Below are 24,991 nucleotides of genomic sequence, written 5' to 3'. Positions count from 1 at the left end.
GGTCACCGGGCTCGCACGGCCCCTGCTGGGGGTTCGGGCCGGGCGGTAGTCTGGACCGGATGGCCCTGAGGCGAGGCGCAGGGTCACGTACGGGAGTACGCACAGGGATTGCCCAGCGTTTACCCCTGCGCGTTACGATCGCTGACGTACGCCTGGTGGACATATGTCCGATCAGTCGGCCAGCCCCACACCCATGCCGCTTCGGTGAGAAGGTAATCGCTTATGTTCGGAAGGCTCGGCGCCCCCGAGATCATTCTCATTCTCGTCGTCATCGTCCTGCTGTTCGGTGCGAAGAAGCTTCCGGACATGGCGCGCTCCCTCGGCAAGTCCGCCCGGATCCTCAAGAGCGAGGCCAAGGCCATGAAGTCCGAGGGCCAGGACAACGCCTCCGCCCCGGCCGACCCGCCGGCCTCCACCACGCCTCGTACGATCAAGGCCGCTCCCGGTGATGTCGCCGGTGCCCGCCCGGTGACCGAGCCGGGCGACCGCACCACGCAGCACTGAGCAGCCGTACAGACCCAGCACTGACCGAGGGATCGGGCCGGCCGTCCTTGGCGTCCGCCTGCCGCACGAGATAGGGACGTGGGTTGCTCAAGTCTGCCCGCAAGAAGGAGAAGGACCCCGAGGGGCGGATGCCGCTCGCGGAGCACCTGCGGGAACTGCGGAACCGCCTGGCGAAGGCGGTGCTGGCCATTGTCGTGGTGGCGCTCCTCGCCGCGTTCTACAACACGCAGCTGATGGACTTCCTGTCCAGCCCCGTTCCCAAGTGCCCCGACCGCGACCTGGCCCAGAGCCACGGCGGCAACTGCGCGGTCCTGACGTTCAACTCCTTGGGAGCGCCGTTCGGGACGGTGGTGAAGGTGTGCCTGCTCGCGGGCGTCACGATCTCCTCCCCGGTCTGGCTCTACCAGCTGTGGGCGTTCCTCGCCCCCGGTCTGCACAAGAACGAGAAGAAGTACACGGTCGCCTTCGTGGCGACGGCCGCTCCCCTCTTCGTCGCGGGCGCCTACCTCGCCTACCTGATCATGCCCATGAGCATGCGGGTGCTGCTCAGCATCACCCCGGAGACCGCGGCCAACACCCTCAGCCTGAACGACATCCTCGACTTCACGGTCCGGATGATCCTGGTCTTCGGCCTGGCCTTCGAGCTGCCCCTGATACTCGTCATGATGAACATGGTGGGCATGGTCACGGGCAAGACCATGGCCACGTGGTGGCGCGGCGTCGTGATGGGCATCTTCGTCTTCGGCGCGATCGCCACGCCCAGCACCGACCCGTTCGGCATGTGCATCCTCGCCGTTCCGATCATCATCCTGTACTTCTTCGCCGTCGGGTTCTCCCTCCTCAACGACAAGCGGCGTGCCAGGAACAACCCCGACGCCCTGCTCGACGACGACGAGGCGTCCCCGCTGGACCTCACCCCGCTGCCCCTCGGCGACTCCGAGCCGATGCCGGCCCTCCCGGGGCAGGCCGGTGCGAGCGGTGACGCGGGCGGCGAGCGGCCCACCCGCCGGGGCGGCTACGACGACGTGACCTGATCGGGCACGGACGGCTGACGGACACCGACGCCGCGGGGCGGTCGCCAGGACGGCGACCGCCCCGCGGCGTCCGTGTACCCGGCGGCCGCAAGGTCTCGGCCAGGCGTGGGGCGGGCCGTCGACGAGCCGGTAGTGTCCCGGCGTGACCAGCGACATCACGCTCTTCGTCAACCCCACGGCGGGCCGCGGCCGGGGCGCCCGCGCCACCCGGCCCGCCGCCCGGGTGCTCCGTGACGCGGGCTTCGGTGTCCGTACGGTCCTGGGCGAGGACGCGCGCGACGCCCTGCGACGGGCACGGCAGGCCGTCGCGGCCGGTACGGACGCGCTGATAGCCGTCGGCGGGGACGGCGTGGTCTCGCTCGCCCTCCAGGCCGTCGCCGGGACCACGACCCCCCTCGGGGTGGTGGCCGTCGGCACCGGCAACGACTTCGCCCGCGCGAGCGGCCTGCCCGTCCGCGACCCCGAGGCCGCGGCCCGGCGCATAGCGGCCGCCCTCAAGGGGGACGGCGGGCGGCCCGTCGACCTCGGCCGGGTGACCCGCGGCGACGGCACCGGCCCGGGCGACCCCATGGAGGCCGGCACCTGGTTCGGCACCGTGCTCGCCTCCGGCTTCGACTCCCGGGTCAACGACCGGGGCAACCGCATGCGCCTGCCCATCGGGCGGCTGCGGTACGACGTGGCCGTACTGGCCGAGCTGGCGGCGCTGAGACCCCTGCCGTACCGGATCCGCCTCGACGACGGGCCGTGGCAGCAGGTGGCGGCGACCTTGATCGCGATCGGCAACGGCGATTCGTACGGCGGCGGCATGCGCATCTGCGGGGACGCGCGCATGGACGACGGGCTCTTCGACATCACCGTCGTCGGCCCCTGCAGCCGCTCGACCCTGCTCAAGGTCTTCCCCAAGGTGTACAAGGGCACCCACCTCGACCATCCCCGGGTGACCGTCCACCGGGCGGCGAGGGTGACGCTGGAGGCCGCCACCGACGGCCCCCTCCGGGCGGGCCCCGCCGCAGGGGCCGGCATCACCGGATACGCCGACGGCGAGCCGCTCGGTGTGCTGCCGCTCACCGCCGTGACGGTGCCCGGGGCGGTGCGGCTGCTGGGAGCTCAATAAAGATCGGGTGCGCTGTCAGGGGTCCCCGGTAGGCTCGTACACAAGATGACCGACGACACCATGTCCCCTGCTGAGCGCTACGCCCTGTCCCGGGTGCGCGCCGCGGAGCAGGCCACCGCGCTCGCTCCCTTCCGCGAGATGTACGACTTCGAGCTGGACCCCTTCCAGATAGAGGCCTGCCGGGCCCTGGAAGCCGGGAAGGGAGTGCTGGTCGCGGCGCCGACCGGCTCCGGCAAGACCATCGTGGGCGAATTCGCCGTCCACCTGGCCCTGTCCCAGGGCCGCAAATGCTTCTACACCACGCCCATCAAGGCGCTGTCGAACCAGAAGTACAGCGACCTCGTCAGGCGCTACGGCGCAGACAAGGTCGGCCTGCTCACCGGCGACAACAGCGTCAACGCCGACGCCCCGGTGCTCGTCATGACCACCGAAGTGCTGCGCAACATGCTCTACGCGGGCTCCCAGGCGCTGGCCGGCCTCGGTCACGTGGTCATGGACGAGGTGCACTACCTCTCCGACCGCTTCCGCGGCGCCGTCTGGGAAGAGGTCATCATCCACCTCCCCGATTCGGTGACCCTGGTCTCCCTGTCGGCCACCGTCTCCAACGCCGAGGAGTTCGGCGACTGGCTGGACACGGTGCGCGGCGACACCGAGGTGATCGTCTCCGAGGAGCGGCCCGTCCCCCTCTGGCAGCACGTGCTGGCCGGCCGGCGGATGTACGACCTCTTCGAGGAGGAGACCGACCACGGCGGCCGCGGTGCCGCCCGGCGCGAGGTCAACCCCGACCTGCTGCGCATGGCCCGCATGGAGAACAGCCGCACCTACAACCCGCGCGAGCGCCGCCGCGGCAAGATGGTGCGCGAGGCCGACCGCGAGCGGGAGCGCCGTCAGCGCAGCCGGATCTGGACACCCGGCCGCCCCGAGGTCATCGAGCGGCTCGACTCCGAGGGCCTGCTGCCCGCCATCACCTTCATCTTCAGCCGCGCGGGCTGCGAGGCGGCCGTGCAGCAGTGCCTGTACGCGGGCCTGCGGCTCAACGACGACGCGGCCCGGGCCAGGGTCCGGGAGATCGTCGAGGAGCGCACCGCCGCCATCCCCGACGAGGACCTGCACGTCCTGGGGTACTTCGAGTGGCTGGAGGGCCTGGAGCGGGGCATCGCCGCGCACCACGCCGGCATGCTGCCGACCTTCAAGGAGGTCGTCGAGGAGCTCTTCGTCAAGGGCCTGGTCAAGGCCGTCTTCGCCACCGAGACCCTCGCCCTCGGCATCAATATGCCCGCCCGCACCGTCGTGCTGGAAAAGCTCGTCAAGTGGAACGGCGAGCAGCACGCCGACATCACCCCCGGCGAGTACACCCAGCTGACCGGCCGCGCCGGGCGGCGCGGCATCGACATCGAGGGTCACGCGGTCGTGCTCTGGCAGCGCGCCATGGACCCCGACGCGCTCGCGGGCCTCGCCGGTACGCGCACGTACCCCCTGCGCTCCAGCTTCAAGCCGTCGTACAACATGGCGGTCAACCTCGTCTCGCAGTTCGGCCGGCACCGCTCGCGGGAGCTGCTGGAGACCTCCTTCGCCCAGTTCCAGGCCGACAAGTCGGTCGTCGGGATCTCCCGGCAGGTGCAGAAGAACGAGGAGGGCCTGGCGGGGTACCGCGAGGCCATCGAGTGCCACCTGGGCGACTTCGAGGAGTACGCGCGGCTGCGCCGTGAGCTGAAGGACCGCGAGACCGAGCTGGCCAAGCAGGGCGCCAACCAGCGCCGGGCCGCCGCCGCGGCCGCGCTGGAGAAGCTCAAGCCCGGCGACGTCATCCACGTCCCCACCGGAAAGTTCGCGGGGCTGGCCCTGGTGCTGGATCCCGGTCTGCCCGCCGGGCGCACCGACCCCCGCCGCGGCTACGACCCGCACGACGGGCCGCGCCCGCTCGTCCTCACCGCCGAGCGGCAGGTCAAGCGGCTCGCCGCGATCGACTTCCCGGTGCCGGTCGAGGCGCTGGAGCGGATGCGGGTGCCCAAGTCCTTCAATCCGCGCAGCCCGCAGTCCCGCCGCGACCTGGCCTCCGCGCTGCGCACGAAGGCCGGGCACATCGAGCCCGACCGGCACCGCAAGCAGCGTTCCGCCGCCGCGGACGACACCGAGATCACCCGGCTGCGCACGGCCCTGCGCGCGCACCCCTGCCACGGGTGCAACGAACGGGAGGACCACGCCCGCTGGGCCGAGCGCTATCACCGCCTGCAGCGTGACACCCGTCAGCTGGAGCGGCGCATCCAGGGCCGGACGAACACCATCGCCCGCACCTTCGACCGCATCTGCGCGCTGCTGACCGACCTCGGCTATCTGCGGGCCGACGAGGTGACCGACGACGGCCGCCGGCTGGCGCGGCTCTACGGCGAGCTGGACCTGCTGGCCTCCGAGTGCCTGCGCGACGGCGTGTGGGACGGTCTGGGGCCGGCCGAGCTGGCGGCCTGCGCCTCGGCCCTGGTGTACGAGGCCCGCGCGGCCGACGACGCGGTGGCGCCGAAGCTGCCCACGGGCGCGGCGAAGGACGCCCTCGGCGAGATGGTCCGGATCTGGGGCCGGCTGGACGCCCTGGAGGAGGAGCACCGGATCAACCAGGCGGAGGGCGTCGGCCAGCGCGAGCCCGATCTCGGCTTCGCGTGGCCCGCGTACCGCTGGGCGTCGGGGCACGGGCTGGACGAGGTGCTCCGCGAGATCGAGATGCCCGCGGGCGACTTCGTGCGCTGGACCAAGCAGCTGATCGACGTCCTCGGACAGATCGCCGCGGCGGCCCCCCAGGGCAGCCCGGTCGCGCGCAACGCCCGCAAGGCGGTCGATGGTCTGCTGCGCGGGGTCGTCGCGTACTCGTCTGTGGGCTGACATTGCTTGTCCGGCGGGTTTCGGGGGGCCGGCCGTGTTTGCCGCCTGCGGCGGCGGGCGCCCTGCGGGCGCGTCCTCAATCGCCGGACGGGCTGCTGTGCCTTGTCCTCAATCGCCGGACGGGCTGAAAGCAGCCCGCCCGGCGATTGAGTCAGAGCCCTTGCGCCAACCGCTCCGCGAGGCGCAGGAATTCGGGCAGGCGCAGCACCCGGTCGCCGTAGCCGGGCAGCGGCAGATGCAGGGCCGCTGTCCAGCGTTCGGGGATCGCCTCGTACCCGTACACCGCACCGGCCAGGCCGCCCGTGACCGCCGCGACGGTGTCCGTGTCGCCGCCGAGGTCGATGGCCGCGCGTAGGGCGTCCTCGAACGAACCGGTCGTCCGCACCGCCCACAGTGCCGAGCCGAGGCAGGGCCAGACCGCGCCGTTGACCTCCGTGGCGTCCGAGGGGTGCCAGTCGGGGGCCAGGACCGTCGCCCAGCGGGCGCGGTGGTCGGGGTGGACGGCGGCGAGGGCGTCCGGCACGGCGGCCGACGGGTCGTCGCCGTCGAGCGCGACGCGCACCAGGTCGTGGAAGACGGCGGTGCCCTCCCCGGTGGCGGGGTCGCCGTGGGTGAGGGCCGAGATGCGACGCGCCGCTTCCATAGTCGCCTCGCGCCCGGCGCCCGCGAAGTGGACGGCCGAGGTGGTGGCACGCATCAGGGAGCCGTTGCCGGCGGCGCGCACATTGATCCGGAAGTGCTCGGCCGCGGCCCGGTCCCAGGGCCGGCCGTTGGTGAGGACGTCCTGGGTCTGCAGCCCGATGTCCTTGGGGGAGCCCGCCGCCCACCGCTGGAAACGCCCGAAGATGTCGGGCAGGTCCAGCCCGTTCCGCTCGACGAGGGACTCGCCGACGAGGACGGCCATCTGCGTGTCGTCGGTGGCCTCACCGGGATCCCAGCCGCCGCCCCCGCACATCTGCCCGCGGCCGTCGGGGAAACGGGCGGTGTACGCGCCGGGCGGCCCGAACTCGAAGGGTGCGCCGAGCGCGTCCCCGACCGCCGAACCGACGACCGCCCCGATGGCCCTGCTGCTGCGATCCATCCCGCTGACGCCCCTTCCGTCGATGATCCGGTCATCATGCCGCATGCCGGAAGGGCGCCGTCGGGCCATGACCGGCCGCACCGCCGGGGCCGGCCGCGGCCCTTACGCGGAGGTGCCGGGGCCGCTCCCGCCGGGGGCCGGGCCGCGCCGGCGCCGGGCCAGGGCGTAGGTACCGGCGGCGGCCAGCACGGCGGCGCCGACGCCCACGGCGGCCACCGTGCCGACGCCGAAGCCGGCCTCGTCGTCGTCCTCGCCGTCCTCGTCGCCCTCGTCGTCCTCCGGGCCCAGGGCCGACTCGCTGGTCTTGTCCTTGACCTCGTCGTAGTCCTTCGGGCCGGCGCAGAACTCGCGGTTGCCGGGGTCCATTTCGGCCACCACGGTCAGATCGACGGTGTCCACGGCCTCGCCCTGGCCGTGGTCCTTCAGCTCCACCGGATAGGTGCCGGGCTTGATGTCACAGAGGACCATGCCCCGCCCCGAAGCGTGGGGCGTGCCGTCCTTGCCCTCGCGGAACTCCTCCGCCTTGATCTTGACCGGTTCGACGAAAGCGGGTGATTCAAGGGTCACGTAGCCGTTGTCGTCGTCGAGCGTGGCCTCTTCGATCGTCACGACGAACTCGGCCTCACGGCCGCGCTGGGTGGGATCGCTGGTCGAGACGGTCCAGTAGGGGTCCTCCGCCGAGGCGCCCGCGGCGGAGGTGAGGACGAGGGCCGCGGCGGCGACGCTCGTGAGGACTATCCGGACACGCTTCATGGGCCGAGGATATCCGTGGCCCCGGCCCGCTCCCAGCTCAGGAGCCGGAGGAGGCGGCGCCGCTCTTCCCCGCCGCGGAGCCCGCCGCGGACCCTGCCTCTTGTTCCGCCTCCACCTGCTGGTTCCACTCGCGCTTCGAGGCCTGCCAGCCGTCCTCGTCGTGACCGCGACGCCAGTAGCCGGAGATGGACAGCCGCTCGCGCGGCACCTCGCGCTCCATGCGCAGATGGCGACGCAGCTCCTTCACGAAGCCCGCCTCGCCGTGCACGAAGGCCTGCACATCGCCGGGCGGGAAGGCGAGCGCGCGCACGGCCGCGACGAGGGCGTCGCCGACGGGCGCCGCGCCGCGGTGCAGCCAGGTGATCTCGACGCCGTCGGGCAGGGTCAGCTTCTGCTCCTCGGCCGCGTCCGCGACCTCGACGAACGCGGTGACGCGGGCGCCCGCGGGCATCCGCTCCAGGGCGGCGGCGATCGCGGGCAGCGCGCTCTCGTCACCGGCCAGCAGATGCCAGTCGGCGGCCGGGTCGGGGGAGTAGGCGCCGCCGGGGCCGAGGAAATAGATCTCCGCGCCCGGCTGGACGCCCGCGGCCCACGGGCCGGCCAGGCCCTCGTCGCCGTGGACCACGAAGTCCACCGCCAGCTCGCGCGTGGCCGGGTCCCAGGAGCGCACGGTGTAGGTGCGGGTGCTGGGCCACTGCTCGCGGGGGAGGTCGCGGCGGATGACCTCCATGTCGAACGGCTCGGGGTAGCTGACGCCCGGGACGGGGAAGAGCAGCTTGACGTAGTGGTCGGTGTGCTCGCCGGCGGTGAACTCCGCCAGCCCGTCGCCGCCGAGGACCACGCGCACCATGTGGGGGGTCAGCCGCTCGGTGTGGATCACACGCGCGCGGTGGAGCATCGGCTTCTTGCGAACGGGACGGTCTGCCATGGCTTCTCCCCTGAACACTGCTAAGTAAGGTACACCTAACCTAACAGCTCCTCCGGTGGAAACCGGTGAGAATGGGTGCTCAGCGGGCGAGAACGGTGACCAGCCGCTGCAGGGACCCGCCCAGACCCCACCGCTCCGCGAGGGCGAGCAGCGCCTCCGGGTCGCGCGGGACGGACGGCAGCCTGGGGTCGAAGGACGCCAGCGACACCTCGGAGGCGACGCGCACCACCTTCGGCGCGACCGCCAGATAGGGGCGGGCCTCGTCCAGCCGCTTGCGCTGGGTCGGGGTGAGCCTGCTCGCCGGGTCGTCCACCGCCGCCATGATCCCGGCCAGGTCGCCATGGGCGGCCAGCAGCTTCGCGGCCGTCTTCTCACCGATCCCCGGCACGCCCGGCAGTCCGTCGCTGGGGTCGCCGCGCAGCAGCGCCAGGTCGGCGTAGCCGGGGCCGTCCACCCCGTACTTCTCCCGCAGCAGCGCCTCGTCGACGACCTGGAGCGTGCCGACGCCCTTGAGCGGATACAGCACCCGCACCCCCCGCCGGTCGTCGACGAGCTGATAGAGGTCGCGGTCGCCGGTGACGATGTCCACCGGGCCCGTCGCCCGCCCGGCGAGCGTGCCGATCACGTCGTCGGCCTCGAAGCCGAGCGCGCCCACGCGGGCGATGCCGAGCGCGTCGAGCACGCTGTCGATGACCGGCACCTGGGGGGAGAGGGTGTCGGGGATCTCCTCCTCGTCCGGCGCGCCGGTGAGCTCCTCCGCGACCCGGTGCGCCTTGTACGACGGGATCAGCTCGACCCGCCACTCGGGCCGCCAGTCGAAGTCCATGCAGGCCACGAGGTCGTCGGGGTGGTGGTCCTGGACGAGCCGGGCGATGAAGTCCAGCAGGCCGCGCACCGCGTTCACCGGGGTGCCGTCGGGGGCGCGGACCGAGTCCGGCACCCCGAAATAGGCGCGGAAGTACAAGGAGGCGGTGTCGAGGAGCATCAGGCGTCGCGTCACGGGGTCGATGATGCCGCACGCCTGTGACAGCCGGTCGCAGGCCCACCGCCCGCCCGCCTAGGCCGGGCCCGGGATGTGAGGCCGATCACTGTTCGGTTTGCGATGAATGCCCTGGGGCAGGCGCGGCATCGGAGCGAACCCCGGTCACACGTGTCCCACACGTTGCCCGGCGCGCGGACCGATGCCGCACCGCTCCACGGCCCGTCACCCGTCACCGGGGACGCCCCACCGGGGGCGGCGGACCGTCATGAGTTCGACCCGAGAGGTGTATGTGTCCAGGCTGCACGTCGAGCACTTGTACAAGGTGTTCGGCAGACGACCCGAAGCCGCCGTGAAGCGGCTCGAAAGCGGCACCGACCGCGACGAGCTGCGCGCCGACGGCACCACCGCGGCGGTCATCGACGCCTCGTTCGACGTCGAGGCGGGTCAGATCTTCGTGGTCATGGGCCTTTCCGGATCCGGCAAGTCCACGCTGCTGCGCATGCTGAACGGACTGCTGGAACCGACCGCCGGGCGCGTGCTCTTCGACGGTCAGGACCTGACCGCGCTGCCCCCCGCCGAGCTGCGCTCGGTCCGCTCCCGGAAGATCAGCATGGTCTTCCAGCACTTCGCCCTCTTCCCGCACCGCAGCGTGCTGGAGAACGCCGCGTACGGCCTGGAGGTGCAGGGCGTGCCCCGCGCGGAGCGCGAGAAGCGCGCCACCGAGGCCCTGGAGCTCACCGGTCTCAAGGGCTGGGAGACCTCCTGGCCCGACGAGCTGTCCGGCGGCATGCAGCAGCGCGTGGGCCTCGCCCGCGCGCTCGCCACCGACGCCGACCTGCTGCTGATGGACGAGTCCTTCAGCGCGCTCGACCCGCTGATCCGCCGCGACATGCAGGACCAGCTGCTGGAGCTGCAGACGCGGCTGAAGAAGACCATCGTCTTCATCACCCACGACCTCAACGAGGCCATGCGCCTCGGTGACCGGATCGCGGTCATGCGCGACGGCCGGATCGTGCAGAACGGCACCGCCGAGGACATCCTCGTGCGGCCCGCCAACGACTACGTCGCCTCCTTCATCCAGGACGTGGACCGCTCCCGGGTCCTCACCGCCGGATCGATCATGGACGAGCCGGGCAGTGCCCTGGCGGCCGACGGCACCACCCGTAGCGCGCAGGACGTCCTCGACGCCGCGCCCGCCACGGTGGACGCCGACACCCCCGTCGCCGAGCTGTTCACCCCCTTCTCGCACAGCGGCGACGTGGTCGCCGTCACCGACGCCGACGGCACGCTGACCGGGGTCGTCACCCGCGACCGGATGCTGGCCGCGCTCGGCGACCAGCCGCGAGGCCCCGAAGCGCCCCTTGCGAAGGAGTCCGAGCAGGAGGTGACCGCCCGTGCCTAGGATCAACCTCGGTGACGGCGTCGAGAACGCCGTCGACTGGCTCCAGAACCACCTGGGCTGGCTGTTCGACTTCATCAACACCGTCCTGACCGGGATGTACGACGGTGTCGAGGCCGTGCTCGGCGCGCCCCACGCGCTGCTCATGGCCGGCATCCTGGCCGTCGTCGCCTGCTGGCTGCGCGGACTGCTCGCCGGTGTGTGCACCTTCGCCGGTATGGCGCTCATCGACTCCTTCGGCCTGTGGGACGAGGCGATGGCGACGCTGTCGCTGGTGCTCGTCGCCAGCGTCATCACCCTGCTGGCCGCCGTGCCGCTGGGCATCTGGGCGGCGCGCAGCCGCACCGTGAGCGGTGTGCTGCGGCCGGTGCTGGACGTCATGCAGACGATGCCCGCCTTCGTCTATCTGATCCCCGGCGTGATGTTCTTCTCCATCGGGCCCATCCCGGGTCTGATCGCGACGATCGTCTTCTCGATGCCGCCCGGCGTCCGGATGACCGAACTGGGCATCCGGCAGGTCGACGGCGAACTCGTCGAGGCCGCCCGGGCCTTCGGCACCACCCCGCGCGACACCCTCACCCGGGTGCAGCTGCCCCTCGCCCTGCCCACGATCATGGCGGGCGTCAACCAGGTCATCATGCTGGCGCTGTCCATGGTCGTCATCGCCGGCATGGCGGGCGCGGGCGGCCTCGGTGAGTCCGTGTACGCGGCCGTCACCCAGGTCCAGATCGGTGGCGGTGTCGAGAGCGGCCTCGCCGTCGTCGTCCTCGCCATGTACCTGGACCGGATGACCGGCGCCCTGGGCCAGCGGGTCTCCCCGATCGGCCGCCGGGCCGCCGCCAAGGCCGCCGCGTCGGCGCGGGGCCTGGCCTTCCTGCGCTACCGGCCCGGCACGGCGGTCGCCACCGTCGGCATCGTGGTCCTCGCGCTCGTCGCCGGCGGCATGAACCTCACCCACGGCGACGACCGGGAGACCACCGCGAGCGGTCCGAACGTCGGCCGGGGCAAGCAGATCAAGCTGGGCTACTTCCCCTGGGACGAGGCCGTCGCCTCCACCTACCTCTGGCAGAACATCCTGGAGGACCGGGGTTACAAGCCGACCGTCCAGCAGCTCGACCCCGGCCCGCTGTACACCGCCCTCGCCCAGGGCCAGATGGACGTGCAGTTCGACTCCTGGCTGCCCACGACCCACAAGCAGTACATGGACCGCTACCGCGACAAGCTCACCGACCTCGGCGCCTGGTACGGCCCGACGTCGCTGGAGCTGGCCGTGCCCGAGTACGTCAAGGACGTCGACTCGCTGGAGGACCTGAAGGGCAAGGGCGGACAGTTCGGCGGGAAGATCGTCGGCATCGAGTCCAGCGCCGGGATGATGGGCACGCTGAACGACAAGGTGATGGGGGAGTACGGCCTGAGCGGTGAGTACAAGGTGCTCTCGTCCTCCACCTCCTCGATGCTCGCCGGGCTGGACCGGGCGTACAAGAAGCAGGAACCGATCGTCACCACCCTGTGGTCCCCGCACTGGGCGTACGGGAAGTACAAGCTGAAGAAGCTCAAGGACCCCAAGGGTGCCTGGGGCAAGGGCGAGGAGATCCACGCCGTCGCCAAGAAGGACTTCGGCTCGGACTTCCCTGACGTCACCCAGTGGCTGAAGAAGTTCAAGATGTCCGAGAAGGACCTCGCCTCGCTGGAGGTCGAGATCCAGAACGGTGGCAAGGGCAAGGAGAAGGAGTCCGCCCGCCGCTGGATGGACAAGAACCCCGGCACGGTCGACAAGCTCGCACCGGTGGGCGCGGCGTCGTAAGCGGTCGCGACGGCGGGCGCCCTGCGGGCGCGTCCTCGAACGCCGGACGGGCTGCACATGCAGCCCGTCCGGCGTTTGAGGACAGAGCACAGCAGCCCGTCCGGCGTTCGAGGACAGAGCCCCAAAGAGGCTCGTACGGACGTACGGTGGACGGATGGCCGGTCGCAGCGCCGTACGGCGCGTCGTCTCCCTCGTCCCCTCCCTCACCGAGGCCGTGGCCGCCGGTGCGCCCGAGCTGCTCGTCGGGGCCACCGACTGGTGCGAGCACCCCGCCGGGCTCGACGTCGTACGGATCGGGGGCACCAAGAACCCCGACCTGGGCCGGATCGCCGCCCTCGCGCCCGACCTCGTCATCGCCAACGAGGAGGAGAACCGCGCCCCCGACCTCGGCGCGCTGCGCGCCGCCGGGCTGGAGGTGCTGGTCACCGAAGTGCGTTCGCTTCCCCAGGCGTTCAGGGAGCTGGAGCGGGTCCTGGTGCGCGGCTGCGGGCTGGCCCGGCCCGGCTGGCTGGGCGACGCGGAGGACGCGTGGCGGGACGTGACCGCCCCGGGCCCGCCCCGCCGGGCGGTGGTGCCGGTGTGGCGACGGCCGTGGATGGTCCTCGGCCGGGACACCTTCGCGGGCGACGTGCTCGCCCGGCTCGGTGTCGTCAATATCCACGCCGGGCACGGCGAGCGCTATCCACGGATCCCGCTGGAGGAGCTGAACGCCTGCGGGGCCGACCTCGTCGTGCTGCCCGACGAGCCGTACCGCTTCAGCGCCGACGACGGCCCCGAGGCGTTCCCCGGGCTGCCGTCGGCGCTGGTCAGCGGCCGTCATCTCACGTGGTACGGACCGTCGTTGACCCAGGCACCGCAGGTGCTGGGAGCGGCGCTCGCAGCAGCCGGCCGCTGACCAGCCCGCGCAGCGTGCCCGCCGCCGCGACGGCCCACGCCACGACGAGCAGGGCGTAGAGCCCGACGGCCAGGCCGGTGAACGCGGTCAGCCCGGTGTGGCGGGCGAGTCCCGCGGCGCCCGTCACGCAGGTGCCGACGGGGAAGGTGAAGCCCCACCAGGTCATGGCGAAACGCATCCCGCCCCGGAAGGCCCGCACTGTCATAGCCGTGGCGAGCGCGAGCCACAGCAGCGCGAAGCCCGTCACCGGGACGCCGTAGAGCACCGCGAAGGAGGCCGCCGCCTGCGCGTGGGGCGCGGCGACGGCGTCGGGGGCCACGTCGGCGAGATTGCCCAGGGCGGTCGTCGACTGGCCCAGCGGGCCGAGCACGAGGAAGAGCGTCGGCGTCAGGGCCAGCGGCAGCGGGCCGTGGTGCACGAGCCGGCCAAGGACGGCCGGCAGCATCAGCAGGACCGCCAGCAGGCTCATGCCGAACAGCGCGTAACAGCCCAGCAGCATCGCCTCCCGCCACTGCCCGGCGGGCAGCCGCGGCACCAGGGCCGGGCCGAGCGCGGCGGACACCATGGGTGCGACGACCGGGAGCAGCCACACGGGGGAGGCGGTGCCCGGCGCTATCGAGTGCCGGGTCACCATCAGATACGGAATGCCCGCCGCCGCGGCCAGTCCGATCAGCGTGCCGCCCACCCAGAGCACGGCGTCGACGGCCACCGCGGCGGGTTCGCCGATGACGTCCGCCCCCACCGAGAGCGTGGCACCGCCGACGGCGAGGAGCGCCATCGCCAGGCACCCGTAGAACGGGGCGACGGCCGGGTCGGCCAGGTGCCGCCTGGCCTGGTCGGCGTGGCGCCGCCAGTGCACGGCCCGCGCGACGAGGAGCACGATCAGTGCCAGCGCGGCCAGGGCCCACACCACCTCCAGCGCCCCGCGCAGACCGGGCACCCGCACGGGCAGCGCCGCCCCGGACGCGGCCACGATCGCGGTGCCCATCACGGCGGCGTACCAGTTCGGCCCGAGGTGCCGGACCCCTGGGCGGGCCAGGGGGCGCAGGAGGGGACTGGGACGCGGGGGCGTGAGCGTGGTCATGGTTCAACGGTGCGGCCCGGGCGGGGCGGCCACCAGGGACCACGGACCTATGAGGGCATAAAGTGGCTTTATGAGCGAAGCGGGTGCGGGCAGCGGACCGTCGTCGGGGCCCACCACGCCCGGCGGGGTGCTCGCGCACCGGGTGCCGGACCTCGGGGCGCTGGAGCTGCTGCTCGCCGTGGCGCGGCTGGGCAGCCTCGGGCGCGCGGCGCGGGAGCTGGGCATCACCCAGCCGGCCGCCAGCAGCCGGGTGCGGACCATGGAGCGGATGCTCGGCGTCGCGCTCGTCGAGCGGTCCCCCCGCGGCTCACGGCTGACCGACGCCGGGGTGCTCGTCACCGACTGGGCCCGGCGGATCGTGGAGGCGGCCGAGGCCTTCGACGCCGGGGCGCAGGCGCTGCGGGGCCGGCGGGACTCGCGGCTGCGGGTGGCGGCGAGCATGACCATCGCGGAGTATCTGCTGCCGGGCTGGCTGATCGCCCTGCGGACGAGGCGGCCCGGCACGGCGGTCTCGCTGTTCGCCGGGAACTCCTCGGCCGTCGCCGAGCGGCTGCTGGCCGCGGAGGCCGATCTCGGCTTCGTCGAGGGCCTGGCCGTGCCGCCCGGCCTGGACGGCGCGGTCATCGGCCACGACCGGCTCGTGGTCGTCACCGCGCCCGGCCACCCCTGGGCCCGCCGCCGTGCCCCGCTGGACGCGGCGGAGCTGTCGGCGACCCCGCTGATCCTCCGCGAGCGCGGCTCGGGCACCCGGCAGGTCCTGGACGCGGCGCTGGCCTCGCACGGGGGCGTGGCCGAGCCGTTGCTGGAACTGGCCTCGACGACCGCCGCCAAGGCGGCCGTCGTCAGCGGCGCGGGCCCCTCGGTCCTCAGCGAACTGGCCGTCGGCGAGGAGCTGGCGGCCCGCCGCCTGGTGGAGATCCCGGTGCCGGGCGTCGGCCTCCGCCGCGACCTGCGCGCCGTCTGGCCCACGGGCCACCGCCCCACCGGCCCGGCCCGGGACCTGTTGGGGCTGACGCGCTGAGCCCGGCCCGGGCAGGAGCTCAGCCCCGCCGCGCCGCGGCGCGCACCAGGGCCTCGATCAGCCGCAGGTCGTCCAGGGCCTCCGGGTGCCACTGGACGCCCACCCGGAAGGAACCGCCCGGGTACTCCAGGGCCTCGACCGTGCCGTCCTCCGCGTGGGCCGTCACGACGAGGCCCTCGCCGAGGCGGTCCACCGCCTGGTGGTGGTGGGTGGCCACGTCGCACTGTTCGGACAGCAGACCGCCGGTGAAGGTGCCCGGCACCGGCTTGACCGGGTGTGCGGTGAAGGAACCCGCCACCGGATTGTGGTCCTCGTGTCCCACCTCGTCCGGCAGGTGCTGGACGAGCGTGCCGCCCGCGTGGACGTTCATCAGCTGCATGCCGCGGCAGATGCCGAGCACCGGTACGTCCTGCTCCAGCGCGGCGGCCAGCAGCGCCAGCTCCCAGCGGTCCCGCTCGGGCACGGGGGCACCCGCGCGGGGGTGCGGCTCCTCGCCGTACAGCGCCGGGTCCAGGTCCTCGCCGCCGGCGAGGACCAGACCGTCGAGGCGCCGGACGACCGCGGCGGCGGTGGCCGGGTCGTCGGGCGGCAGCATGACGGCCAGGCCGCCGGCCCGCTGGACGTAACTGGGGTAGGCGGCCGGCAGCAGCGCGGTCGGCAGGTCCCAGGCCACCCCCCAACGGGCCTGTGTGAGATACGTGGTGACACCGATCAGCGGCTGGCTGTCCAACGGTCTTCCTCTCCACTCCCCGCCCGCGTCCGTCCGCGGTGCTGTGATCATTCGCGTGCCAACTCTGCCTCGGCCGCGGCCAGTGCGGCGAATTCCTCCTCGGGGGCGCTCGCCACCAGCCGGTGCCGGCTGTAGAAGGCGAAGTAGCCCGCGGCCACGACGTACACGCCGAGGGCGATGACCGCCGCGGTGACGTCCACCAGGAAGGTGGCCACCAGCGCCGAACAGGCCAGCAGGAAGGCGATCGTCGAGGTGACGACGCCGCCGGGGGTGCGGTACGGGCGGGCGAGGCCGGGCTCGCGGCGGCGGAGCACGATGTGGGAGAGCGACATCAGGGCGTAGGAGATGGTGGCGCCGAAGACGGCGACATTGAGCATGCGCGCCCCGTCCCCGCTCGCCGCGGCCAGGGCGAAGCCGAGCGCACCGGGCACCAGCAGACCGAGGTAGGGGGCCTTGCGACGGCTGGTGAGGGAGAGGAAGCGGGGGAGGTAGCCGGCCCGGGAGAGGGCGAAGAGCTGCCGGGAGCCCGCGTAGATGAGGGAGAAGAAGGAGGCCACGAGCCCGGCGAGCCCCGCGTAGTTCACGATGCGGCCCAGCGTGGTGGGGTGCCCGTCGTCCTGGAGCGCGGCGACGAGCGGATTGCCCGCGTCCTTCATGGCGTCGGCGCCGCCCGCGCCCGTGGAGGCGAGGAAGGTGAGCAGGGCCAGGAGCAGCAGGATGCCCATGGCGGTGGCCATGGCGCGGGGCAGGGTGCGCGCGGGGTCCTTGGTCTCCTCGGCGGCCAGCGGCACGCCCTCGACCCCCAGGAAGAACCACATGCCGAAGGGGAACGCCGCCCAGATGCCCAGCAGCCCGAACGGCAGCCAGGAGGAGGCGCCGAACGCGTCCGGGTCGACGGGGATGTCGTGCAGCCGCGCGGCGTCGAAGTCGGTGAACGCGCCGACCGCGAAGACCAGCAGCGCCGCGACCGCGATGCCGGTGACCACGAAGCTGAAGCGCAGGGCCTCGCCGACGCCCCACAGATGGATGCCGATGAAGAGGACGAAGCAGGCCAGGTACACCGGCCAGCCGGAGGTCAGGCCGAACAGGTGCAGCGACTCGACGTAGTCGCCGATGAAGAGGGAGATCGCGGCGGGCGCGAGGACGTACTCGATGAGGATCGCGGTCCCGGTGAGGAAGCCGCCCCAGGGGCCGAGCGCGCGGCGGGCGAAGCCGTAGCCGCCGCCGGCGGTGGGCAGGATGGACGCCAGCTCGGCGAGCGCGAAGACCATACAGGTGTACATCAGGCCCATCAGGACGGCGGCGATGGCGAGTCCGCCGAAGCCGCCGTGCGCGAGGCCGAAGTTCCAGCCGGAGAAGTCACCGGAGACGACGTAGGCCACGCCCAGACCGGTGAGCAGCAGGGGTCCGGCGCTGCCCCGGCGCAGGGTGCGTTTGTCCAGATACGCCTGCGAGTCGGAGCCCTCCCCGGACGGGGCGGCCGGCGGTGCGCTGGGTGACTCCGTGCGATCGGCCATGAGCCGCTCCTGCCTCGGGGGTAAAGGTTTTGCGCCATACCTTTGCCGTGGCGTCGGCGGAAAAGCAACCCCCTTGCGTAAAACGCTGGTTACCAGCGCGTTACTCAGCCGAGAAATCCCCGCAGAAGGGCCGCCGTGCCGCAGCAGTGCTCCCGCATCACCTCGCGCGCCCCGTCCGCGTCCCCGTCCAGGACCGCCTCGACGAGCGCGGTGTGCTGCGCCTGGGAGTGCTCCAGGTTCCGCACCAGCAGGGGAATGCAGTCGAGCAGGTCGTTGACGGATGCCCGGACCGCGGCGTACTGGGCGGCGAGGGACGGGGAGCCGGACAGTTCGGCGAGGGTCAGATGCAGCATCGTGTCCAGCCGGCGGTAGTCGGCGAGCGGCGCGTCGTGGGTGGCGGCCAGTGCCCCGCGCAGCCGGGCGGCCTGCTCCTCGGAGAGCCCGTGCGCGGCACACAGCCCCGCCGCGCCCACCTCCAGGACCTCGCGGAAGCGCAGCGTGTCCTCGACGTCCACCGTCGCCACCCGCCGCCGCAGCTCCTCCGCGCCGGTCGCGGCCGGCGCCGCCGCGCGGTCGAGGACGAACGTGCCGCCGTACCGGCCGCGCCGGCTCTCCACCAGCCCCTGGTCCTGGAGTACCTTCAGCACCTCGCGCAGGGTCACCCGGCTGATCTGGAGCCGCTCGGCCAACTCGCGCTCGGCGGGCAGCCGTTCGCCGTGCGCCACCAGGCCCAGCCGCACGATCTGGAGTATCTGCTCCAGGGCCTCCTCGAAGCCGTTGCCCGCGCGGACCGGCCGCAGCACCGGCGCCAGCCGGTCCGCACCGGTTCCGCCCGCCGCGTCCATCGAGTTCATGAAGCCCCTTCCCAATCAATGGTCTACGGGCCTACCTTAAGACCTCCGGTCGCACCGACAGGAGGCAACACTGTGGCAGACCGCACGCCCCCGCTCGCCGTCGAGGAGCTGCGCATGCTCGTCGACCGCGGGGAGATCGACACTGTCGTCCTCGCCTTCACCGATATGCAAGGAAGGCTCCAGGGCAAGCGGTTCGCGGCCCGGTACTTCCTCGACCAGGTCCTCGAGCACGGCACCGAGGGGTGCAACTACCTCCTCGCCGTGGACGTCGACCTCAACACCGTCGCCGGCTACACCATGTCGTCCTGGGAGCGCGGCTACGGCGACTTCGCCATGCACGCCGACAGCGCCACCCTGCGCCTCGCCCCCTGGAACCCCGGCACCGCGCTCGTCACCGCCGACCTCGCCTGGCACGACGGCTCACCCGTCCTCGCCTCGCCCCGGCAGATCCTGCGCGGCCAGCTCGACCGGCTCGCCGAACGCGGCTGGAGCGCCTACGCGGGCACCGAGCTGGAGTTCATCGTCTTCAAGGACACCTACGAGGAGGCGTGGGGCCGCGGCTACCGCGGTATGACCCCCGCCAACCAGTACAACGCCGACTACTCCGTCCTCGGCACCGGCCGCGTCGAGCCGCTGCTGCGCCGCATCCGCAACGAGATGGGCGCGGCCGGCATGACGGTGGAGTCCGCGAAGGGCGAGTGCAATCTCGGCCAGCACGAGATCGTCTTCGTCTACGACGACGCCCTGACCACCTGCGACCAGCACTCCGTCTACAAGACCGGGGCCAAGGAGATCGCCGCCCAGGAGGGCATGGCGCTCACCTTCATGGCCAAGTACGACGAGCGCGAGGGCAACTCCTGCCACATCCACCTCTCGCTGCGCGACGAGACCGGGGCGTTCGTGCTCGCCGACGACGACGGCCCCTACGGCATGTCGAAGACGATGCGGCACTTCCTCGCCGGACAGCTCGCCGCCCTGCGCGACTTCACCCTGCTGTACGCGCCGAACATCAACTCCTACAAGCGCTTCCGCCCGGGCTCCTTCGCGCCCACCGCCGTCGCCTGGGGCCCGGACAACCGCACCTGCGCCCTGCGCGTCGTCGGCCACGGCCCCTCGCACCGCTTCGAGAACCGGCTGCCCGGCGGTGACGTGAACCCCTACCTCGCCGTCGCCGGCATGGTCGCCGCCGGACTGTACGGCGTCGAGAACGAGCTGGAGCTGCCCGAGGCCTGTACCGGTAACGCCTACACCGGCGACGCCGCCCATGTGCCGACGACGCTGCGCGAGGCCGCCGAACTGTGGGGGAACAGCCCCATAGCGCGCGCCGCCTTCGGTGACGAGGTGGTCGAGCACTACCTGCACATGGCGCGCGTCGAGCAGGAGGCCTACGACGCGGCCGTCACGGACTGGGAGCGGTTCCGCTCCTTCGAGCGGATGTAAGGACCACCACGTTGCACGAGATCATCAACCCGGCGACCGAAGAGGTCATCGCCACCGTTTCGGCCAGCACCCCCCAGGACGTCGACGCCGCCGTCACCCGGGCGGGCGCCGCCCAGCGCGCGTGGGCGGCGCTCGCCCCCGGCGACCGGGCCCGGCAGCTGCGCCGCTTCGCCTCCGTCGTCGACCAGCACATCGAGGAGCTGGCGCTGCTGGAGGTCCGGGAGGCCGGCCACCCCATCGGCAACGCCCGCTGGGAGGCGGGCAACGTCCGCGACCTGCTCGACTACGCCGCGGGCGGCGTCGAGCGGCTCACCGGCAGCCAGATCCCCGTCGCCGGCGGACTGAACATCACCTTCCACGAACCGCTCGGCGTCATCGCCGTCATCGCCCCGTGGAACTTCCCGATGCCCATCGCCGCCTGGGGCCTCGCCCCCGCGCTCGCCGCGGGCAACGCCGTCCTCCTCAAGCCAGCCGAGACCACCCCGCTCACCGCCCTGCGGCTGGCCGAACTCGCGCTGACGGCCGGACTGCCCGAGGGCCTCTTCCAGGTCCTCCCGGGAGACGGGCCCGTCACGGGCGACGCCCTCGTGGAGCACCCCGGCATCGCCAAGGTCGTCTTCACCGGCTCCACCGCCGTCGGCAAGCAGATCATGGCCAAGTGCGCGGCGGGCGTGAAGCGCGTGACCCTCGAACTCGGCGGCAAGAACCCCAACATCGTCTTCGCCGACGCCGACATCGAGCAGGCGGCCGCGAGCGCCCCGGGATCGTTCCTCGACAACACCGGCCAGGACTGCTGCGCCCGCAGCCGCATCCTGGTGCAGCGCAGCGTCTACGACCGCTTCATGGAACTGCTGGAGCCCGCGGTCAAGGCCTTCGTGGTCGGCGACCCCGCCGACCCGGCCACGCAGATGGGCCCGCTCGTCTCGGCCGCGCACCGCGAGCGCGTACGGTCCTTCGTCCCCGAGTCCGCGCCCGCGGCGATCCGCGGCGAGGTCCCCACGGGCAAGGGCTTCTGGTACCCGGCGACCGTCCTCACCGGTGCCCCCGACGACCGCGTGGCTGTGGAGGAGGTCTTCGGCCCCGTGGCCGTGGTGCTGCCCTTCGAGGACGAGGCGGACGCGGTACGGATCGCCAACACCACCCCCTACGGACTGTCCGGGTCGATCTGGACCCGGGACGTGGGCCGGGCCGTCCGTGTCTCGCGGGGCGTCGCCGCGGGCAACCTCTCCGTGAACTCCCACAGCAGCGTCCGCTACTGGACGCCGTTCGGCGGCTTCAAGCAGTCCGGCCTCGGCCGGGAGCTGGGGCCCGACGCGCTGGCCGCCTTCACCGAGACCAAGAACGTGTTCCTGAGCACCGAGGCCTGAACACCGGGCCCGAGCCCGCAGGGTTCCGGGACGGCCACATCGGCGGCCGTCCCGGAGCACCCCCACTTCTCCCCACGCACGCCCCAACCGCTGCCCCAGCCAGAGAAAGGCCACTGCCTTGACCGACCAGACCCCCGTCTGCCGCCGACTCGTCGGCCGCACCGCCGTCATCACCGGAGCCGGCAGCGGCATCGGCCTGGCCACCGCCCGACGGCTCGCCTCCGAGGGCGCCAACGTCGTCTGCGCCGACATCGACGAGACCGCCGGCAAGGCGGCCGCCACCGAGGTCGGCGGTCTCTTCGTCAAGGTGGACGTGACCGACCCCGAGGAGGTCGAGGCGCTCTTCAAGACCGCCTTCGACACCTACGGCTCGGTCGACATCGCCTTCAACAACGCCGGCATCTCGCCGCCCGACGACGACTCCATCCTCACCACCGGCCTCGACGCCTGGAAGCGCGTCCAGGAGGTCAACCTGACCTCCGTCTACCTCTGCTGCAAGGCGGCGCTGCCCTACATGCAGCGCCAGGGCAAGGGCTCCATCATCAACACCGCCTCCTTCGTCGCCCGGATGGGCGCCGCCACCTCGCAGATCAGCTACACCGCCTCCAAGGGCGGCGTGCTGGCCATGTCCCGCGAGCTGGGCGTGCAGTTCGCCCGCGAGGGCATCCGCGTCAACGCCCTGTGCCCGGGGCCGGTCAACACCCCGCTGCTCAAGGAGCTCTTCGCCAAGGACCCCGAGCGGGCCGCGCGCCGGCTGGTGCACGTGCCGGTGGGCCGGTTCGCCGAGCCCGACGAGATCGCCGCCGCCGTGGCCTTCCTCGCGAGCGACGACTCGTCCTTCGTGAACGCCGCCGACTTCCTCGTCGACGGAGGCATCGCGGGCGCGTACGTCACCCCGCTGTAAGGTCCATGATCAGTACCGGGACCGGCCACCCGGCCGGTCCCGGTGTGTGTCCTGCCCCCATGCGCCAATGAGGACGTATGCGTAACAAGCACGCCATAGTCATCGGTCTCGCGATCACCGCGGCCCTCACCGCCTCGGTGCCCGCCACCGCCGCGGCCCCCGCCTCCGCGCCCCGGTCGCACTGCCCGCAGCTCGACAAGAACATCAAGTGGTTCGGCGACAACCGCGCCAAGCTCCAGAAGATGATCGACGAGCGCGGCACCTGCTCCGGCAAGGGCGGCCCCCGCCCCGTCGCCGCCTTCGACTGGGACAACACGGTCGTCAAGAACGACATCACCGATGCCACCCTCGCCTGGGCCCTCAAGCACGACAGGATCCTGCGGCCGAAGAGCTGGAAGGACACCAGCGTCTGGCTCACCCCGGCCGCCGACAAGGCCCTCACCAAGGCGTGCGGCACGTCCGTGCCGGTCGGCAAGCCGCTGCGCACCTCGAAGAACACCGCCTGCGCCGACGAGATCTTCGAGATCCGGGAGAAGTCGCAGACCATGGCCGGCGAGGCGGCCTTCGCCGGCGACTGGAACCACCGGCGCACGGTACCCGCGTACGCCTGGATCCCGCAGCTGTTCAGTGGCCACACCCCGGCCGCGCTGACCTCCTTCGCCAAGAAGGCGCGCGCCGAGCAGCTCGCCGCGCCCGTCGGGGCCAAGCAGACCGTCGGCACGCACACGCTCGCCGGCTACGTCCGCTACTACGACCAGCAGAAGGACCTGATCCGTACGCTCAAGGCGGCCGGTTTCGACGTCTACATCGTCTCCGCCTCCGCCGAGCCGATCGCCGAGGCGTGGTCCAGCGGTGTCGGTCTCGACCGCAAGCACACCATCGGCATCCGCAGCGTCCTCGACCGCGGCCGCCTCACCCCCGGGATCAAGGGCTGCGGCGGCGTCGCGGACGGCCCCGGCGGGGCGCTCCCGTACATGGACGGCAAGCGCTGCATGATCAACCAGGAGATCTTCAAGATCAAGGGCGCCAAGGCCTGGAAGCAGCAGGACTACGCGCACCGCATCGCGCTCGGCGCCGGTGACGCCGACACCGATGTGACGTTCGTGAACGACGCGACCGGCGCCCACGTCGCCATCAACCGCAACAAGCCCGAGCTGATGTGCCGCGCCTTCGACAACGCGGACGGCCGCTGGGTGGCCAACCCGATGTTCATCGAGCCCATGCCGCGCAAGTCCGGCAGCTACCCGTGCGCGACCGCCGGCGCCACGAACGAGGACGGCACGCACGGCCCGGTGCGCCGCGCCGACGGCTCGGTCATCCCCGACCAGCTGGACCTCGCGTACTGACCGGACCTCGCGCACTGAGCGGGAGCGGACAACAAGGACAGGGGACGGCGTCGATCGACGCCGTCCCCTGTCCGTACCGGTCCTCAGACGAAGGTGCGGCCCTCGCCCCGGTAGGTGGGGACGCTCTCCACCACCCGGTCACCGTCGACGAGCCGCAGCAGCGCGAAGCGCTCGCACAGCTCCCCGGCCTTCGCGTGCCGGAACCACACCTTGTCGCCCACCAGCAGATCATCGGCGGGCTGCCCGACCAGCGGCGTCTGCACCTCGCCCGCGCCCTCCCGCGCGGTCAGGCGCAACCCCGCGGGCAGATACGGCACCGGCAGCCGGTCCGTACCCGCGGCCCCCGACGCCGGGTAGCCGCCGCCCAGCACGGTCACCACCCCCACCCCCGGGCGGCGCACCACCGGCAGGGCGAACAGCGCGGCGGGCCGGCCCCGGAAGGAGGTGTAGTGGTCGAACAGTCGCGGCGCGTACAGCGCCGACCCGGCCGCCACCTCCGTGACCGCCGCCTCCGCCGCGGTGTGCTGCACACTGCCCGAACCGCCGCCGTTGACGAACTCCAGCTCCGCCACGGCCCGCACCGCCCGTACCGCCTCGGCCCGACGGACCGCCAGCTCCCCGCGCGCCGCCGTCTGCATCAGCCGGACCGCCCGCGACCGCACCGGCCGCCCCGCGACCGCGTCACCGACGCCCGCCACATGCGCCTCGTACGCCATCAACCCCACCAGCCGGAACCCCGGCCGACGGTCGATCAGGTGGGCCAGCTCCGCCAGCGCCCCCGGCTCCCACAGCGGCGAGCGCAGCGCACCGATCCGCACCCGCCCGCCCAGTAACCGCAGCGACGTGTCCAACTCCAGGCACACCCGCACCTCTTCGGTCCGGCCCAGCCCGGCCCGCGCCGCGTCGATCAGCGCCAGCTGCGCCGGGTCGTCCACCATCACCGTGACCGCGTCCGCGAGCTTGGGGTTCGAGACCAGCTCGGCGTATCCCTCCCGGTCGGCCGACGGATACGCCAACAGCACATCGTCGAAGCCCGAACGCGCCAGCCACAGCGACTCCGCCAGCGTATGGCTCATCACCCCCGCGAACCCCTCGCGCGCCAGCACCCGCTCCAGCAGCGCACGGCAGCGCACGGACTTGCTCGCCACCCGGACGGGCTTGCCCCGCGCCCGCCGCACCAGATCCCCGGCATTGGCGTCGAACGCCCCGAGATCGACCACGGCCAGCGGTGCGTCCAGATGGGCCGTCGCCCGGTCGTAGCGGACCCGGTCGGCGGCGGAACCGACGGTGTGAGCAGCCATGGCGGGCAGCCTGCCAGAGGGAATCAGCCCTGAACAGAGGGCCGTCACCGGCGAATGGC

Annotated in this window: 20 protein-coding genes and 1 pseudogene; 12 read left to right on the top strand and 9 right to left on the bottom strand. The window is 72.5% G+C overall.

Features of this window, described 5'->3' with window-relative positions; genetic code table 11:
- The first annotated feature begins 222 nt into the window (after positions 1 to 222).
- From tatA to AB8O64_RS07955, 4 genes are all read left to right on the top strand, one after another.
- On the top strand, positions 223 to 504 hold the full coding sequence (gene tatA / locus AB8O64_RS07970) for a Sec-independent protein translocase subunit TatA (RefSeq protein ID WP_370418547.1): 282 nt from the start codon (positions 223 to 225) through the stop codon (positions 502 to 504).
- A gap of 128 nt (positions 505 to 632) precedes the next feature.
- Positions 633 to 1,538, top strand: coding sequence for a twin-arginine translocase subunit TatC (gene tatC / locus AB8O64_RS07965; RefSeq protein ID WP_370423815.1), 906 nt, complete (start codon positions 633 to 635; stop codon positions 1,536 to 1,538).
- A 142-nt stretch (positions 1,539 to 1,680) separates the two neighbouring features.
- Positions 1,681 to 2,652, top strand: coding sequence for a diacylglycerol kinase (locus AB8O64_RS07960; protein WP_370418546.1), 972 nt, complete (start codon positions 1,681 to 1,683; stop codon positions 2,650 to 2,652).
- Positions 2,653 to 2,697: 45 nt separating this feature from the next.
- A complete protein-coding gene (locus AB8O64_RS07955) occupies positions 2,698 to 5,526 on the top strand; it encodes a DEAD/DEAH box helicase (protein ID WP_365378646.1) in 2,829 nt (942 codons plus the stop codon).
- Positions 5,527 to 5,677: 151 nt separating this feature from the next.
- Here AB8O64_RS07955 and AB8O64_RS07950 read toward each other — a convergent pair whose 3' ends face one another.
- From AB8O64_RS07950 to AB8O64_RS07935, 4 genes are all read right to left on the bottom strand, one after another.
- Positions 5,678 to 6,607, bottom strand: a complete 930-nt coding sequence (locus tag AB8O64_RS07950) for an ADP-ribosylglycohydrolase family protein (RefSeq protein WP_370418545.1) — start codon at positions 6,605 to 6,607, stop codon at positions 5,678 to 5,680.
- A 102-nt stretch (positions 6,608 to 6,709) separates the two neighbouring features.
- Positions 6,710 to 7,360, bottom strand: coding sequence for a hypothetical protein (locus AB8O64_RS07945; protein ID WP_370418544.1), 651 nt, complete (start codon positions 7,358 to 7,360; stop codon positions 6,710 to 6,712).
- A 37-nt stretch (positions 7,361 to 7,397) separates the two neighbouring features.
- Entirely contained in the window at positions 7,398 to 8,288 is an 891-nt protein-coding gene (locus tag AB8O64_RS07940) for a siderophore-interacting protein (RefSeq protein WP_370418543.1), read from the bottom strand.
- Between the two features lie 79 nt (positions 8,289 to 8,367).
- A complete protein-coding gene (locus AB8O64_RS07935) occupies positions 8,368 to 9,273 on the bottom strand; it encodes a 5'-3' exonuclease H3TH domain-containing protein (RefSeq protein WP_370423814.1) in 906 nt (301 codons plus the stop codon).
- A gap of 262 nt (positions 9,274 to 9,535) precedes the next feature.
- Between AB8O64_RS07935 and AB8O64_RS07930 the strand changes: the two genes are divergently transcribed.
- The 3 genes and pseudogenes from AB8O64_RS07930 (at position 9,536) to AB8O64_RS07920 (ending at position 13,368) form a co-directional block, all read left to right on the top strand.
- Positions 9,536 to 10,672, top strand: coding sequence for a glycine betaine/L-proline ABC transporter ATP-binding protein (locus AB8O64_RS07930; RefSeq protein WP_370418542.1), 1,137 nt, complete (start codon positions 9,536 to 9,538; stop codon positions 10,670 to 10,672).
- A pseudogene (locus AB8O64_RS07925) lies at positions 10,665 to 12,520 on the top strand (ABC transporter permease/substrate binding protein); the annotation flags it as partial. The gene AB8O64_RS07930 and the pseudogene AB8O64_RS07925, both read left to right, overlap by 8 nt.
- A gap of 107 nt (positions 12,521 to 12,627) precedes the next feature.
- Positions 12,628 to 13,368, top strand: coding sequence for a helical backbone metal receptor (locus AB8O64_RS07920; RefSeq protein WP_370418541.1), 741 nt, complete (start codon positions 12,628 to 12,630; stop codon positions 13,366 to 13,368).
- Here the strand turns inward: AB8O64_RS07920 and AB8O64_RS07915 are convergent.
- On the bottom strand, positions 13,295 to 14,452 hold the full coding sequence (locus tag AB8O64_RS07915) for a TDT family transporter (RefSeq protein ID WP_370418540.1): 1,158 nt from the start codon (positions 14,450 to 14,452) through the stop codon (positions 13,295 to 13,297). The genes AB8O64_RS07920 and AB8O64_RS07915 overlap by 74 nt on opposite strands.
- 70 nt (positions 14,453 to 14,522) lie before the next feature.
- Between AB8O64_RS07915 and AB8O64_RS07910 the strand changes: the two genes are divergently transcribed.
- Entirely contained in the window at positions 14,523 to 15,473 is a 951-nt protein-coding gene (locus AB8O64_RS07910) for a LysR family transcriptional regulator (RefSeq protein ID WP_370418539.1), read from the top strand.
- A 19-nt stretch (positions 15,474 to 15,492) separates the two neighbouring features.
- On the opposite strand, the gene AB8O64_RS07905 is transcribed toward AB8O64_RS07910, so the two are convergent.
- From AB8O64_RS07905 to AB8O64_RS07895, 3 genes are all read right to left on the bottom strand, one after another.
- The gene (locus AB8O64_RS07905; RefSeq protein ID WP_370418538.1) at positions 15,493 to 16,203 is read right to left on the bottom strand and encodes a gamma-glutamyl-gamma-aminobutyrate hydrolase family protein; all 711 of its coding nucleotides are present in this window, start codon (positions 16,201 to 16,203) and stop codon (positions 15,493 to 15,495) included.
- Positions 16,204 to 16,250: 47 nt separating this feature from the next.
- Entirely contained in the window at positions 16,251 to 17,720 is a 1,470-nt protein-coding gene (eat, locus tag AB8O64_RS07900; protein ID WP_370418537.1) for an ethanolamine permease, read from the bottom strand.
- 104 nt (positions 17,721 to 17,824) lie between these two features.
- A complete protein-coding gene (locus tag AB8O64_RS07895; RefSeq protein WP_370418536.1) occupies positions 17,825 to 18,574 on the bottom strand; it encodes a FadR/GntR family transcriptional regulator in 750 nt (249 codons plus the stop codon).
- A gap of 72 nt (positions 18,575 to 18,646) precedes the next feature.
- On the opposite strand from AB8O64_RS07895, the gene AB8O64_RS07890 reads away from it, so the two are divergent.
- From AB8O64_RS07890 to AB8O64_RS07875, 4 genes are all read left to right on the top strand, one after another.
- The gene (locus AB8O64_RS07890) at positions 18,647 to 20,014 is read left to right on the top strand and encodes a glutamine synthetase family protein (RefSeq protein WP_370418535.1); all 1,368 of its coding nucleotides are present in this window, start codon (positions 18,647 to 18,649) and stop codon (positions 20,012 to 20,014) included.
- 11 nt (positions 20,015 to 20,025) lie between these two features.
- Positions 20,026 to 21,381 (top strand): aldehyde dehydrogenase, encoded by a 1,356-nt coding sequence (locus AB8O64_RS07885; protein WP_370418534.1) that lies wholly within the window; start codon positions 20,026 to 20,028, stop codon positions 21,379 to 21,381.
- 118 nt (positions 21,382 to 21,499) lie between these two features.
- On the top strand, positions 21,500 to 22,285 hold the full coding sequence (locus AB8O64_RS07880; protein WP_370418533.1) for a 3-oxoacyl-ACP reductase: 786 nt from the start codon (positions 21,500 to 21,502) through the stop codon (positions 22,283 to 22,285).
- Between the two features lie 77 nt (positions 22,286 to 22,362).
- Positions 22,363 to 23,631, top strand: coding sequence for a haloacid dehalogenase-like hydrolase (locus AB8O64_RS07875; RefSeq protein ID WP_370418532.1), 1,269 nt, complete (start codon positions 22,363 to 22,365; stop codon positions 23,629 to 23,631).
- Positions 23,632 to 23,714: 83 nt separating this feature from the next.
- On the opposite strand, the gene AB8O64_RS07870 is transcribed toward AB8O64_RS07875, so the two are convergent.
- Positions 23,715 to 24,932, bottom strand: coding sequence for an alanine racemase (locus AB8O64_RS07870; protein WP_370418531.1), 1,218 nt, complete (start codon positions 24,930 to 24,932; stop codon positions 23,715 to 23,717).
- Positions 24,933 to 24,991 lie beyond the last annotated feature (59 nt).

The organism is Streptomyces sp. QH1-20, from assembly GCF_041283565.1.
GTDB classification, from domain to species: domain Bacteria; phylum Actinomycetota; class Actinomycetes; order Streptomycetales; family Streptomycetaceae; genus Streptomyces; species Streptomyces syringius.
This window is presented reverse-complemented; position numbering and strand designations above follow the sequence as displayed.